Below are 14,107 nucleotides of genomic sequence, written 5' to 3' on the forward strand. Positions count from 1 at the left end.
TCTTTTCGCCAGGGCGACCATGAGCCCACGCGGTAACCGGACTCCGCCAGCGATCCTCACGGAAAGTTAGACAGAATCCACCTGTCAACCGAATCGGTTGTTCTTGACGGGCCTTGGTTGGTGCGGTAGACCTGAAAGTGCAAAAGACAGATCGGGGCTCTCCAAGGGAAACTTTGGGGGGCTCTTTCTTTTCTGGTCTCCGTTGCGCTCCTTTCTTTGCTGGGGGTTTACATCAAAAGAGCAGGGACCTAGCCCTTGCTCCCGCTCTTCTTCCAGTGCTCGTGAAGCATACGGACTGCTTCATCCGCGTTCTCCATGATCCACTTTCCGAACTCGGGTGCCTGACCACGTGCAATTTCGATGCCTACGGTTCTGGCGCTGGTCTTGATCTTTCCGATCCGAAGACCGTCAATGCTGATGGCGCCCTGTCCACCGCGGTGGACAGTCTCGGGTGCTTCATCGCGCTGCTTTCCCTTGACGGGCAAGCCACTGACCACATCGTTGACAGCCCGGGAGAAAACCTCGAAACGCTCTGTAGAAGAGTGATTTTCTTCAAACTCTTCAAGTAGTTGGCTTGCTATGGTCGTGAGTTCGACTTTGTGATCCCGGACCGCGTCTACGATGTCCTGCCACCTTCGCCGGCCGATGTTATGAGCCGGACCGATCGCCTGGATGACCTCAATCGGAATGGATGGGAGGACGACCTCGAATGTGCTCACCGACTGCTTGGAAACGCCGAGAGCAGCCATGATGGTCTCCGTGTTGTATCCGGCATCCCGCATGTCCTTCACGAAGACAGCCTTCTCGATGAACGAGGGGTCTAAGCGGAGATTGTTCTCCTGCCCCTGAGCCAGCACGGCACTTTTGTCATCAAGGGTGCGGACGATCGCCTTAACCGGGCCTCCCACAAGCCGGATTGCTGCCAGACGCCGGCGGCCGTAGACCACGCGATAATGTCCTGGCTTCTCCGATGGTCGAACAAGGATGGGAACCTGCTGACCATGCTCCTTGATGCTGGCCGCAAGCGCCGCGACGTCGTCATCCGAGATCTGGAGCCGATCACGGAGGCCGTCGGCCTCGATGAAGCGGGGCTCGATATCGCGGATGGCGCTGCTGGCCAGCTTGTCCAGGCCCTCGCGCAGACCTCCGATGCTGGGTGCTGATGCGGTCGGCCGCATTGCAACGGAAGCCTCAGCCGGCGTCGGCTGAGGCATTTCCGCCTGAGCCCTGGTAAGGTTCTGGAGGATCTTGCGTCCCATTATCGTCCCCAAGCGCCTTGGATGCAGGTTTCGATCTCCGCCGCGACGTCATTGACACTGCTGATTGCCCGGTCGAGCGTAACGCGCACGAAGTCTTTGGGGTCGACTTCATAGATGGTCTGCTGGGTCATGCCCGCGTCCGAGATGGCCGTCGACTTCAGCATGGGATTGACCAGCACCATGTCTCGCAGGATGGCCCGGAGATAACCCTCCGTCTGCCGTTGAGGCCCGTCATTAGGCTCGTAGCGCGTGACGAGGAACTTGACGAAGGAATAGGCGACCTCCTGTCCGGTATAGTTGGATATCGCCCCTAGGGTTTCCGAGACGAGCTTTAGGAACTGGCTCATCGACGCGATGTCGAGCATTCCTGGCACAACGGTAACGAGCAGTCCTGTCGAGGCTGTCAGAGCCGAGAGCGTCGTGAATCCGAGCTGCGGAGGGCAGTCGATGATGACGATGTCATAGTCGTCACTCACCGATTCCAGCGCTTCCGACAGCCGCTTGGGGAAGATCGTATGGCGGGCGTCGCGCAGGTTGTTTGCGGTCTCGGTTTCATACTCGGTGAGGAGCAACCCCGCCGGGGCGAGGTCAAGGTTGTAGAAATAGGTCTTCCGGATGATGTCGCGAAGGGGAACCGGATGATCCTGCTCTCCATCCGGCGCGTCCAAATCAGCGTAGCGCAACGCATCGTAGATCGTTCCACCCTCGGCGAACTCGATCTCGGGGCGATAGCCGAACAGCGTTGTCAAGGAAGCTTGGGGGTCGAGGTCACAGGCGAGAACCCGGTATCCCCTCAATGCGAGACGGTGGGCAAGGTGCGCCGCCGAGGTCGTTTTGGCACTGCCGCCTTTGAAGTTGACGCAACTGATGATCTGCATCGGATCACCCTCACGGCGCCCAGGGCGGAAATCCTCTTTCCCTTTGCCTCGGGTGGTCTCGTAGAGGATTTTGCGGATGACGTCGATTTCCTCCGCAGAGTAGTAGCGGTGCTTCCGGCCATCGCTCTCGACTTCCGGAATGCTCTTGTTCTTGTGCCGGTTGCGCAGCATGTCAGGTGTTACGCCAAGCAGCTCGCAGACTTCACCGACTGCGAACTTGCGCAGAACCTTGGTTCCCCCGGGCTGATGGGACTCCTTGAGTTGCACGTCCAGGGCTGCCGAGAGGGTTTCAGCGCATTCGCCAATCTTGGTACTGCTCACCAGTTGCGCCGGATCAAACATTTTGTTCATTGTTGCTCTCGGAAGGCTGACGTATCCCGGATTCTCTGGATTATATTACGGTCAGAAGCCTGTATCCGCGTTCCCACCGTAATACTGTGGTGACATGCAAACGGCCGTCCCGCAACCGTTTTCTCGATACCCGATCAGGAATCCTTCTGCTCCCGACGTCCATCCATAGCAGGCAGAACTGCAAAAACACCTGCAAACGCAGGGCACGGGCAGGAACTGTCCTGCTCAACCCCTGTGACGGGAGTGTTTCATCATCGACACAGGCGGGCGGTCCTGGCGTAAACTGGATGGGAAAGGGAACAGAATCGCGGGGCAGGCCTGCGCCGTGATTCTGCGGCATCAGTCAACCGGCGTGAGGAAGCCTTCTGCGCCATCCAGCACTTCAGAGTGACACTTCACCCACCTGGTCCCGCAACATAACATCCACGAAATCCGGAACAGTTCTACTCGCCGCTCCCCTGCGGGTTTGCCGGGCCTTCCATGACAACCTTCTCAAGCCGAAGGGTTAAATCATCCCCTGCGGGCGCCGAAGCAAGAAGGCCAGCGAATGTGAAAGAAGACGCAAGGAGAATGCGACGGGGCATGGGAACGCTTCGCCCTATCAGAGCCGAACTCCTGAAACACCTCTCATAAACGACGTCCAAAGCGGAGCGCTTGGTCCAGAAGCTTCCGCCCGACAGAGAAGCTGTCAACAAAAGTCGTGCCTGACAGAAACGGCCCTAAGCCGACGATCAGAGCGGTAACATGCTGCGCTGCAGGATCCCCAGATCGGCCACTCACCTTTGCTACAGCAATGCGGGGCAGAGGCGGGAGGTCAGTGGCCGCGATGTAGGACCTTCCGGCCGTTCGCTGCAGATGGGTGGTGAGGAACCTCGACTTGGACGACCTCAACATGAAGGGTGGAAGGACTAAGCCGCTCGCGCGGCAATGGTGCCCTTGTCGGGCGTTCGTCGCCAATTCCAGCGTTTCTCTATGTGTGAAGCCTTTTCGGGCTGACGATTGGGGTCTTCCCACCGTTCAGACAGGAGGTTTCGATGAAGGAGGAGAAGACCACCCCGCTGCGTCAGCGGATGATCGAGGACATGCGCATTCGCGGCATGGCCGAGAAGACGCAGGCCGCGCATATCCGTGCCGTCAAAGATTTCGCCATATTCCTGAAGCGCTCACCGGACACCGCCACACCGGAGGAGCTGCGCGCCTACCAGCTCCACATGACGAATGCCGGTATGACCGCGACGACCTTCAACGTGCGGATCGTGTCGCTGCGGTTCTTCTTCGGCATGACTTGCGGGCGAGACGAGATGAAGCGGCACATGCAGTTCCGGCGGGCGCCGCGCAAGCTGCCGGCGGTGCTCAGCGTCGAGGAGGTCGGTGACATCCTGTCAGCGGCACCGGGGCCGGGGCTGAAGTATCGCGCGGCCCTCGGCATCAGCTATGGCGCGGGATTGCGTGCTGCCGAGGTCTGCCACCTCCGGGTTCAGGACATCGACAGCGATCGGATGATGATCCACGTCGAAGAAGGCAAAGGTGGGCGTGACCGCAAGCCATGCTGTCGCCCGGCTTGCTGGATCTGCTGCGCGATTACTGGCGCGAGGCGCGGCCCGAGGGCTGGCTGTTCCCCGGCCTGCCGAGGGTCAATCCGATCTCGCCGCGCCAGTTGAACCGGGCCTTTGCATCCGCCAAGCATATGGCGGGCGTAACCCGGTCCGCGACGCTGCACACGCTGCGCCACAGCTTCGCCACGCACCTGCTGGAAGCCGGGACGGACGTGCGTGTGATCCAGGTTCTGCTGGGGCATACGAAGCTGACCACGACTGCCCGCTATACCCATGTCGCCACGAAGACGATCCAGAACACCGTCAGCCCGTTCGAACGGCTCAAGGATCTGCAAGACCTGACCCTCCGACGCGGGCTGGAGTGATCAGCGCCGGGCGTGCCCCGGCCAAGGCTGGAGATTGCTGACATCCTCCGCGCCCATGGTCCTGCATGGCGGCGGGCCAATGCCGGGCATGTCAGCCTGACCCAGCTCAAGGTGATGTCAGCGATAGAGGCCTGCCGGACCGAGGCGCTCGGCGGGCATGTGGCCGGTTGTGCCAGCTGTGGCCACCACCACATCGCCTACAACTCCTGCAAGAACCGGCACTGCCCCAAGTGCCAGGGACCAGCCGCGCGCGACTGGATGACCGCGCGCGCCGCTGATCTGCTGCCCGTGGAATATTTCCACCTCGTATTCACCTTGCCGACCGAGATCGCGCAAATCGCCTATTGGAACAAGAAGGCGGTCTATGACCTCTTGTTCCGCACCTCGGCTGAGACAGTGATGACCATCGCCGCCGACCCCAAACGCCTCGGCGCAAAGGTCGGCATGACGGCAGTGCTGCACACTTGGGGTTCGGCGCTGACACACCACCCCCACATCCACATGATCGTTCCTGGCGGCGGCCTGTCATCCGACGGTTCCCGCTGGATCGCTTGCCGGGCAGGGTTCTTCGTGCATGTGCAGGTGCTGTCACGGCTCTTTCGTCGCCTGCTTATCGAAGGCCTGCTTGACCTCCATCGATCCGGACACCTGGTCTTCTTCGGCGACCTTGCCGGGCTGACCGGGATCAGCGCGTTCACTGCTTGGCTGGCACCGTGCCGCAAGTCGGAATGGGTCGTCTACGCCAAACCGCCGTTCGGTGGCCCGGAGGCGGTGCTGTCCTACCTCAGCCGCTACACGCACCGCGTGGCGATCTCAAACAACCGCCTGGTCAGCGCCGACGCCGGGACCGTTGCCTTCCGCTGGAAGGATTACCGCGTCAAGGCCGGTGACCGGCAAAAGGTTATGCGGCTCGCTACCGGCGAGTTCATCCGCCGCTTCCTGATCCACATCCTGCCCGATGGCTTCCATCGCATTCGGCACTATGGACTGTTGGCCAGCGCCGCGCGCAAGGCCAACATCTCGAAAGTCTGCAGTCTGCTGGGCGCGGCTCAGCCCGAGGTCACACCTCAGGCGACCGACGCGGTCATTCCTCTCACACTTTGCGAGCCATGCCCCTGCTGTGGCGGGCCGATGCGCATCGTCGAGATCTTCCGTCGCGGGCAAAAGCCGCAATCACAGGCACCACCACGGGAGCAGGCCGCATGATGGAACGCCCCTCCATCCCTTCGACCCAACACTGGTCCCTGTTGAGGCGCCGGGTTGCTGGCGCTTGTCCATGGCGGCGTGAGCACCTGGAAATGAACAGGTTTCGCTACGGTCAAACCGCCTGCGCTACAGCATTCTCAGCCAAATGCTTCCAGAGAGCGTCGCAATCAAACCTCCGGTCCGCCTCCCTCTTCACGGCTGCCACCACCGGCGGCGCTCTTTCCCCATAGACAGCGCCCGGCCCCCGCGGCTTCGTCCTTCCGAGGTTTGTCAACGTGGACCGCCACCCCTCGGCGGCTGGCGTCACGCCGCGGTCCACGTCGAAAAACCTTCAGTAAAGCGGCTTCATGGCAGAGTGCCGCGAGGGCACTAGCAAGGAGATCGAAGCGGACCTTCAAGTTAGGCTTGCTATCCGAGGTGGTTGGAACGTCAGCCAAACCGGTCGCCAACTAGGGGCACCACGTCATGGCAATCTCAGCAAAAGCAACAAGATCCTTACTTCGTGCCTTCGGGCATCGCCTTATCCACCGGGGCTCAACAAGTTTCAAACGGCGCGGCCCGACCGGAACGCCCGGTCGGGCCTTTTTGCTTCAAGAGGAAGGAATTCAGCATCATTCTCTAGTGGCCACGTCAGAGAATGAAGTCTCCACCCCAGTAGTCACTTGCGTCATCGACCCCATCAAGAATACGCACCGTCATCTCGGCAGAAGCATCATTGTCCGTGTTGACCCGCAACCAGGTCTCGGCGCCAACATTTTCCATCCAGATCCTGCCTGCCCCTCCAGGGTTTGTGCCATTGAAGACAAAGGACTGGTTGCCAGCAACTGTGACATTGGCGTCAATTGCAGACAGATTGATCCGATCTTCAGTTGTGCCGAACAGATTTATTCCGGCCCCCTGGAAGTCGCGGATCAGATCATAGCCAGTAAAGGGGCTAGACTCGGTGGTGCTGAAGAAACGGAACGTATCCGACCCACCTCCGCCTGTCAGTTCATCGCGGCCACCGCCGCCGACCAGGCTGTCATTGCCTGCGCCGCCGGAAAGATAGTCGTTGCCAGCACCGCCGTCGACGGTGTCGTTGCCGGCACCGCTGAAGATCCGGTTGGCGCCGGTGGTGCCCGTCAAGGTGTCGTTGCCATGGAGCGATAAGTGCCCACTGTGTGTCGGTCAAGGTCGTGCGGATCAAGGTTGCCTCCCATTTGGCAGCCTTGAATCAGCCAGCGATCAGTTTGGAAATCCTCAAACGTCAACACGCCCTAGATATCTCTGACGGATCCAGACAGCCGCGCAATGCATCCGTCGAACCGTGTGAGCGTCGGCTACAATGTTCAGATTGCCGTTGACACCAAGCATAAGCTCATCGCCGAACAGCAAGTCCACAGCCGTGTCGCCGACCAGGGTCTGTTAGCTGAAACGGCGAACGCCGCACGCGAGAACTTGGCCGTTGACGAGATAAAGGCTGTCGCGGACCGAGGCTACTACAGCATGGAGGATATTGCTGCTTGTAATGCTGCCGCTGTCATTCCGCATGTTTGCAAGCCGAACAACAGCATTGCGGCACGCAGCGGTCATTTCACAAAAGAGATGTTTCGCTACGACGCGGTGGCTGACGTCTATATTTGCCCTGGAAGCCAAACTCTTGAACCGAGATATGTCGACAAGACACGGGGCCCGACGAAGATCGAGTATTGCAATCGTGCCGCCTGTCGGACCTGCGATCTTCGTTCCCTCTGCACCAACGGCTCGTATCGCAAGATCCCCCGGGCCGAGGACGAAGCCTTGCTGGAGCAAATGGCGGAGCGCTTGCGCGCAAGGCCAGAACTTCCGAATATACGTCGTAAGACCGTTGAACATCCATTCGGCACAATCAAGCAGTGGATGGGACAAGGTGCATTCCTGATGAGGCGTCTCGAAAACGTGCGGAGCGAGTTCAGCCTGACAGTGCTGGCGTACAACATCCGTCGGGCAATCACACTGGTTGGCGTTTCCGGTCTGATTGCAGCAGCTGCCAACTGAAATCTGGTGCAGTTATGCCCGAAACATTACCGAAACGCCGAAATCAGTTCTTGGAAGGTGGGCCTGCCTCGACCATCGCGGCAAGATGCATTCCCCTTCGTAACCGTAGAATTCCCATGGCGACCCAAGCCGGATAATCAGCGCCGGTGGCGGGCGTGCCGGGCGCATATAGCGTCCGGCACGACTATCTCGCGTTACAGATCCTCACGTTCTGCCGCGTGGCCTGATCGGCAGGGGATGCGGGCAAAGCGTCCGCCTCCCAAATGCACCCAGTCCATGCCCACGGAGGCAGCAAGGTATTCGTCCGACCCGCGCGAGGTCAGTTCCGCCTGGGCAAAGCGCGGTAGCACCAGAACCTTCATCAGCACCAGATAGAACAGAAAGCCCAGCGGAAAGCCGATCACGAAGGCATAGGCCGACCACCAGGCCGCGAACGCCCCCGCTAGCAGCCACGCGACCATCCCGGCCGGGTTGAAGCCGCGGTGATAGCGATACTGTCCCTCGGGGTCGTACAGTGCGGGGACGTTCACGCGACGGTTCCGGATCACATAGTAATCCGCGACCATGATGCCGCCGATGGCCGACAGGAAGGCCCCGTAATAGCCCAGGAAGACGAACAGGTTGTCCAGGATCTGCCAGGGAAAGCACAGCGTGCCCACCACGCCCGCGATCACCACAGCCATGCGATAGTTGATCACGCGCGGCGCCAGGTTGATGAAGGTCAGCGCGGCTGGGATCAGGTTGGCCGAATTGTTGGTGGACCACTGCGCCAGCACGACAAGGATCAGCAGCACCAGCAGCGCGATGCCCTGCGCGTCGCCCTGGATCACCTCGACCGGGTTCCAATTGCCGGTGGCGATCAGGGACACCGCGCCGATGCCCGCGATCATCCCTTGCGTCACCGGCAGCGCGATCAGTTGTGCCAGGAAGATGGAACGGTTGCGCTGCAGGAAGCTGCGGGTGCCGGTGCGGGTCTTCACAAAGCGCGTCAGGTTCGGAATGTCGATTGCCATCGTGGACCAGAAGCTCATGTTGGCGATGAACAGCACGATCAGGGATGCTTGGCCCTCGGTGCGGAAGGTCCAGATATTGAGGCCCTTGGTTTCCGCGATGCCCTCCAGCGTGAAATACATCCAGACTGAAATCGCGATGATCGCGGGCGCGGCCAGCGCTGCCAACCGTTCGACCGACTTGATGCCCAGCATGGTGTTGGCCACCTGCACGGCGGCAAACAGCGCATACCACAGGAACCAGTTGGAAAAGCCCAGGAAGTATTCGCCGATCCCGTTCAGCGCGAGCGCGCCAAGATAGGTCTGGATGCCGAACCACATCGCCGCCACGATCCCGCGCGACACGGCGGGCAGATGCGTGCCATGAATGCCAAAGGGCGCACGCAGATAGACCGCGAAGGACAGCCCGTGTTCCGTGCCGATATCGGCAGTGGCCAGCATCAGCGCGCCGATGGCCAGGTTCGCAAGCAGGATTGTCAGCGCCACCGTGACCAGGCCGAAGCCGCCCTGGATCCCCGTGGCCCCCAGCGAATAGGTGGCGATGATGACCGCGATGCCCACCCAGATCCAGGCATAGCCCAACGTGCCGATGGGCCGCTGGCTGGCCTGCGTGGGCAGGATGCTTTCCTCAATCAGGGCGGTGCGATCCCGCGTGGCCGAAAGTCCGTCTTGTATCAGCGACATGATTTGTATCCCTGTTTGTTGGACAGATGCGGCCGTCGCGCGGTGAATTGCCTCGCGCGGCCGTTCTTCTTGGAAAAGGAAAGGGCCGCGCGATGCGGCCCTTGCAGTTCAGCTATGACGCTGCATGGCGAAGCGCAGCTTTTCGGTGGTCGCCACATCCACTGTTTCGGTTTCGAGGTCTATGGCGACCCCGTAAACCTCCCTGGCGTCCTTCAGCGAACAGAATCCGTCCAGGACATCCTCCAGCACCTTGCGGGGCGCGCGCTTCAGCGGTTTGCCATAGCCGCCGCCGTTCGGGCTGTAATAGGTCATCACGTCATCCGCCCCCACCGACAGGCCCGAGAATTTGGAATACATCTCGGTTTCCTCTCCGGGCTTGCCGGGGTTGCTGATCGTGCAGCGCCCGCAGGCCCCGTCCTGGCCGCCGAAGATGCCCCAGGGCGCATCGGTGTGGCGTTCGGATTCGTGCGTGATGAAGCCGGGCGTCAGCACCCGCTGCGCCTTGACCACGCCGATCCCGCCCCGGAATTCCCCCGCGCCCGGAGGGGCGTCGTCGCGAAGCTCGTAGCGGTCGCAGATCATCGGGATATGCATCGCCAGGTCTTCCAGCGGGTTGTTGCGGGTGTTGGCCATCAGGTTGTCGATGCTGTCCGGCCCGTCGCTGCGCGGCCGCCCGCCATAGGCGCCCTCGTTCACTTCCAGGAACACCCAGTAATCGCCCGAAGGCCGCACCCCCGAATAGGCCGCAAAGCTGATCGAGGCGGACGATCCCGCGATCACCTGTTCGGGCATCACCGGGGCAAGGGCGCGGATGATGAGGTCGATCATGCGGTTGCACTGGGTGAACCGCGCTTCGGCACTGGCGGGCGCGCGGGGGTTGAAGATCGACCCCAAGGGCGCGGTGACCTTGATGGGCCGGAACGACCCTTCGTTCGAGGGCACCCGCGTGTCGGATGTCGCGGCGTCCAGCAGCAGCTTGCGGAACCCCGCATAGGCCGCGACCTTGGTCGATCCCTCGAAGGGCACGTTATAGGCCGTGGGGGTCTGGTCGGCGGACCCGGTCAGGTCCACCTCGACCTCGTCCCCGCGGACGCGGACCGTCACCTTGACCTTCAGCCGCTGGTCGCGATTGCGGCCGTCGTCGTCCAGCCAGCCTTCGGCGGTGTAGTCGCCGTCGGGGATCTCGCTGATCCGCTGGCGGGTCATGCGCTCGGCATAGTCCATCAACTGGTTGGCCGCGCCGAAGACCATCTCCTCGCCATATTTCTCAAGCAGTTCGACAAAACGCCGCGCACCCAGGCGGGCAGAGGCGATCTGCGCCTCGATATCCATGACCAGTTGCCCCGCCGCGCGGGAATTGCGGCGGATATAGTTCCACATGGCGTTGTTGGGCTCGCCCTTGCGGTAAAGCTTGGTTCCCGCGAAGAGCATCCCTTCGGCATAGACGTCGGGCACGTCGATGATCAGCCCCGGCGTTGCCGCGCCGATATCGACATGATGCGCGGTATTGCCCGCAAAGCCCACAAGACGGCCATGGAAGAAAACCGGCACGACGATGGCCAGGTCCGGCGTGTGGGACGATCCGAAATAGGGATGGTTATGGACGACCGCGTCGCCTTCATACCATTCGCCATCCTCCAACGTTTCGGCGATGCCGCGCAGGTATCCGGGGATGGACCCGATATGCATGGGCGTGGATTCGGATTCGCAAAGCGTGTTGAAGTTCGTGTCGAACAGCCCCGCGCCCAGATCCTGGCTTTCCCGGATGATCGAGGAAAAAGACATCCGGTAAAGAACATGGCCCATTTCCTCGGCAATGGTCTCGAAGGCGCCGCGGATGACTTGCAGCGTGATCGGATCGACCTCGGTGATCTTGGTCATCTGGTTCATGTCAGGCCCCCTTGCCAATGCGCGTGTTGCCGTAATCCAGCGTCTCGGCCACATAGCCGGGCGGAACCAGGGTGGTGGAATTGTGCTGGATCAGGATCGCCGGTCCCGGTACCCGGTCGCCCGCATAAAGCTTCGTGCGGTCATAGCGCGGCGTTTCCAGCGTGCGGCCGCAATCGAAGGTGGTGGGGCGTACGAACATCAGAGCCCGGTCGATGGAGGATCCATCGGTGGGCTGCACCTTGGGGATCTCGATCCGCCGGACGCTGGCGGAACCGACGACTCGCAGGGTAATCAGTTCGACCTCGGCCTTGCGATAGGCATAGCCGTAATCCTGTTCATGCGTGTCGTGGAAGCTGTCGATGATGACCTGCTTATTTTCCTGCGTCAGCGGCCCGTCCGGGAAATCGGCGCGCAGTTCGAAGCCCTGGCCCTGGTAACGGCATTCCGCAATGATCTTCAAATCCTGGCCGTCCCGGGCGATGCCGTCGGCATCCAGTTCCTCGCGCACCGCATTGCACAGCTTTTCGATATGGCCGTTGATGCGGGCGATGTCGGCATCCGTGGCGGTGTTCAGGATCAGGATCCCGGCCTCGGTGTGTTCGTATTGCAGGTCGGTCTTCAGCAGGCCCACGGCCGCCGTGATCCCCGGCGCCACCGGCACGATCACGTCGCGCGCGCTGACCGCCTCGGCCAGGGCCACGCCATGCAGCGGACCCGCGCCGCCAAAGGGCATGATGGAAAATTCACGCGGGTCGATGCCGCGCGCGACCGAGTTCGACCGGATCGCAAGCGCCATGTTGTTGTTGATGATCTTGATGATCCCAAGCGCCGCGTCCTTGACGGACATGCCCAGGGGCTTGGCGATCTTCTCCTCGACCGCCTTGCGCGACAGGTCCGCGTCCAGCCGCAGGTCGCCGCCAAGCGCCATGTCGGGATCAAGGCGCCCCAGCACGATCTGTGCGTCGGTGACGGTGGGTTCTTCCCCACCCCTGCCATAGCAGGCAGGACCGGGTTCGGACCCGGCGGAACGCGGGCCCACGTTGAAGGCGCCCGCCTCGTCGATGAAGGCCACCGATCCGCCCCCTGCCCCGATGGTCACAAGGTCGATCATCGGCGTCAGCACCGGATAGCCCGACACATAGGTGTCGCGCTGATTCATGATCTTCAACTGGCCGCCGGGGATCGTCGAGATGTCGGCCGAGGTGCCGCCGATATCGACGGTGATGATGTTGGGCGTGCCCGCCATCTCGCCTTCGGACGCGCCGCCGATGACGCCGCCCGCAGGGCCCGACATCAGGATGCGGATCGGACGGCGGGCGCAGCTGTCCACGGTCGAGACACCGCCGTTCGACTGCATGATCCGCAGCTTGGACGTGACCCCTGCCTCGCGCAGGCGGGCATCCAGGTCGCGCAGGTAATAAGCGGTCTTCGGCCCGACATAGCAGTTCATCGCTGCGGTCGAGAAGCGCTCGTATTCCCGCATCACGCGGGCCAGTTCCGACGACATGGTAACATAGGCGTCGGGAATTTCCTCCAGCACGATTTCCTTGGCACGGGCCTCGTGAGCGTCGTTCAGGAAGCTGAACATGAATCCGACGACCACCGAACTGATGCCCCGCTTGCGAAACAGCGCGCAGGCGTCGCGCACGGCCTGTTCGTCCAGCGGCTCGGCGATCTCTCCGGTCGGCGGCAGGATGCGTTCGCGCACGGCGATGCGGTTGCGGCGCTTGACCAGCGGCTGGCTTTGCCAAGGCACGTCGAAATGCAGGCTGAAGTTATAGGGGCGCTTGTGGCGCCCGATATGCAGGATGTCGCGGAAGCCATGCGTGGTGATCATCCCGCATTCCGCGCCATTATGTTCGATGGTGATGTTCGTCGCCGTTGTGGTGCCGTGAACGATGGTTTCCACATCGGCTGGGTCAATCCCCGCCATGGTGCAGATGCCCTGCACGCCCTGGACCACGCCGATCGACTGGTTCTTCAGCGTGGTCGGAACCTTGTGATAGAAGACCCCCTTGGGGCATTCGAGGACGAGATCGGTATTTGTCCCACCCACATCGACGCCAATCCTGGCCATGTGACACCTTTCTGTTGGTTGGCTCGCGCCAGTCTTCGCGGCGCTGTAAAAAGGCGCCGGCCACAAGGACCGGCGCAGGGGGGAGTGCTTATTCCGCCGCGATCTTCTGGGCGCCCAGGCTTTCGATGTAAGCCACGCATTCATCGACGGTGTGGACGTCGCCGAACTTGGCGTCGATGTCGAACAGGTTCCAGGCCACCGCGCCCGGCACCCGGTCGCCGATCGCTTCCTTGACCGCGATGGTGCGGAAGCCGTCGGCGATGCCGTCGCAGATCGTCTGGCGTACGCAGGCGCAGGCGGTGACGCCGGTGACCAGGATCGTGTCCACGTTGTTGGCGCGCAGGATGCCCGCCAGTTCCGTGCCGTGGAAGGACGAGGCGCGCTTCTTCAGCAGCGTGTATTCGCCCTCGACCGGGGCGATGCGGCTGTCGATGGCCCACAGGTCCTTGTTCTTCAGGTCAACCACATCGACGGGAATCTTGTTGTGCCACAGGCCCATGTCGGTGAAATCGGCATTGCGGTCGGTGATCTCGTATGCGGTGGTAACGTGGACGACCGGCAGGTTCTGGGCGCGGAACGCCTTGAGCAGCTTCTGCATCCCCGGAATGATCTCGTTGTCCATCTTCTCCTGGTCGCAGGTGAAGGGGTTGCCCGGACGGGTCCAGGCATTGGCCAGGTCCACGCTGACCAAGGCCGGACGCTTGCCGAAGCCCACGCGACGCTGGAAGCCGCGTTCCTTGTAAAGCTTGCTGGCTACATCAAAGGCTTCCTGCAGCAGGCGGTCCAGTTCCTTGGTGTCCATCTCGCTCATTCTC

General features: G+C 61.6%; 9 protein-coding genes and 1 pseudogene. 3 read left to right on the top strand and 7 right to left on the bottom strand.

The features are described from left to right. Nucleotides 1–248: 248 nt before the first annotated feature. Together repB and repA are read right to left on the bottom strand one after the other, a co-directional pair. Complete coding sequence (repB, locus tag Q5701_RS20260) at nucleotides 249–1,259, bottom strand: plasmid partitioning protein RepB (RefSeq protein WP_306752747.1); 1,011 nt, start codon at nucleotides 1,257–1,259, stop codon at nucleotides 249–251. After that, complete coding sequence (gene repA / locus Q5701_RS20265; RefSeq protein ID WP_373568577.1) at nucleotides 1,259–2,488, bottom strand: plasmid partitioning protein RepA; 1,230 nt, start codon at nucleotides 2,486–2,488, stop codon at nucleotides 1,259–1,261. Before repA ends, repB begins: the two co-directional genes overlap by 1 nt. 1,034 nt (nucleotides 2,489–3,522) lie before the next feature. Between repA and Q5701_RS20270 the strand changes: the two are divergent. Together Q5701_RS20270 and Q5701_RS20275 are read left to right on the top strand one after the other, a co-directional pair. Next, a pseudogene (locus tag Q5701_RS20270) lies at nucleotides 3,523–4,409 on the top strand (tyrosine-type recombinase/integrase). A 12-nt stretch (nucleotides 4,410–4,421) separates the two neighbouring features. Then, a complete protein-coding gene (locus tag Q5701_RS20275) occupies nucleotides 4,422–5,615 on the top strand; it encodes an IS91 family transposase (RefSeq protein ID WP_306752748.1) in 1,194 nt (397 codons plus the stop codon). 630 nt (nucleotides 5,616–6,245) lie between these two features. Here Q5701_RS20275 and Q5701_RS20280 read toward each other — a convergent pair. After that, nucleotides 6,246–6,740: a M10 family metallopeptidase C-terminal domain-containing protein gene (locus Q5701_RS20280; RefSeq protein WP_306752749.1), complete on the bottom strand. Its 495-nt coding sequence runs from the start codon at nucleotides 6,738–6,740 to the stop codon at nucleotides 6,246–6,248. A gap of 165 nt (nucleotides 6,741–6,905) precedes the next feature. On the opposite strand from Q5701_RS20280, the gene Q5701_RS20285 reads away from it, so the two are divergent. Beyond that, complete coding sequence (locus Q5701_RS20285) at nucleotides 6,906–7,631, top strand: transposase (protein WP_306752750.1); 726 nt, start codon at nucleotides 6,906–6,908, stop codon at nucleotides 7,629–7,631. Between the two features lie 194 nt (nucleotides 7,632–7,825). Here the strand turns inward: Q5701_RS20285 and Q5701_RS20290 are convergent, their stop codons facing one another. The 4 genes from Q5701_RS20290 to Q5701_RS20305 form a co-directional block, all read right to left on the bottom strand. Continuing rightward, complete coding sequence (locus Q5701_RS20290; RefSeq protein WP_306752751.1) at nucleotides 7,826–9,325, bottom strand: NCS1 family transporter; 1,500 nt, start codon at nucleotides 9,323–9,325, stop codon at nucleotides 7,826–7,828. A gap of 108 nt (nucleotides 9,326–9,433) precedes the next feature. After that, nucleotides 9,434–11,215 carry a hydantoinase B/oxoprolinase family protein gene (locus Q5701_RS20295; RefSeq protein WP_306752752.1) on the bottom strand — a complete coding sequence of 594 codons (1,782 nt, stop codon included), beginning with the start codon at nucleotides 11,213–11,215 and terminating at the stop codon, nucleotides 9,434–9,436. Between the two features lies 1 nt (nucleotide 11,216). Next, on the bottom strand, nucleotides 11,217–13,292 hold the full coding sequence (locus tag Q5701_RS20300) for a hydantoinase/oxoprolinase family protein (protein ID WP_306752753.1): 2,076 nt from the start codon (nucleotides 13,290–13,292) through the stop codon (nucleotides 11,217–11,219). Between the two features lie 88 nt (nucleotides 13,293–13,380). Further along, complete coding sequence (locus Q5701_RS20305; protein WP_306752754.1) at nucleotides 13,381–14,103, bottom strand: isochorismatase family protein; 723 nt, start codon at nucleotides 14,101–14,103, stop codon at nucleotides 13,381–13,383. Nucleotides 14,104–14,107: the final 4 nt, after the last annotated feature.

The sequence above is a fragment of the Paracoccus actinidiae genome, assembly GCF_030863885.1.
In the GTDB taxonomy this organism is placed as follows: Bacteria; Pseudomonadota; Alphaproteobacteria; order Rhodobacterales; family Rhodobacteraceae; genus Paracoccus; species Paracoccus everestensis.

Coding starts and splice junctions, on each gene's coding strand:
- repB (WP_306752747.1), bottom strand. CDS start 1,259: ATGGGACGCAAGATCCTCCAGAACCTTACCAGGGCTCAGGCGGAAATG.
- repA (WP_373568577.1), bottom strand. CDS start 2,488: ATGAACAAAATGTTTGATCCGGCGCAACTGGTGAGCAGTACCAAGATT.
- Q5701_RS20285 (WP_306752750.1), top strand. CDS start 6,906: ATGCATCCGTCGAACCGTGTGAGCGTCGGCTACAATGTTCAGATTGCC.
- Q5701_RS20290 (WP_306752751.1), bottom strand. CDS start 9,325: ATGTCGCTGATACAAGACGGACTTTCGGCCACGCGGGATCGCACCGCC.
- Q5701_RS20295 (WP_306752752.1), bottom strand. CDS start 11,215: ATGAACCAGATGACCAAGATCACCGAGGTCGATCCGATCACGCTGCAA.
- Q5701_RS20300 (WP_306752753.1), bottom strand. CDS start 13,292: ATGGCCAGGATTGGCGTCGATGTGGGTGGGACAAATACCGATCTCGTC.
- Q5701_RS20305 (WP_306752754.1), bottom strand. CDS start 14,103: ATGAGCGAGATGGACACCAAGGAACTGGACCGCCTGCTGCAGGAAGCC.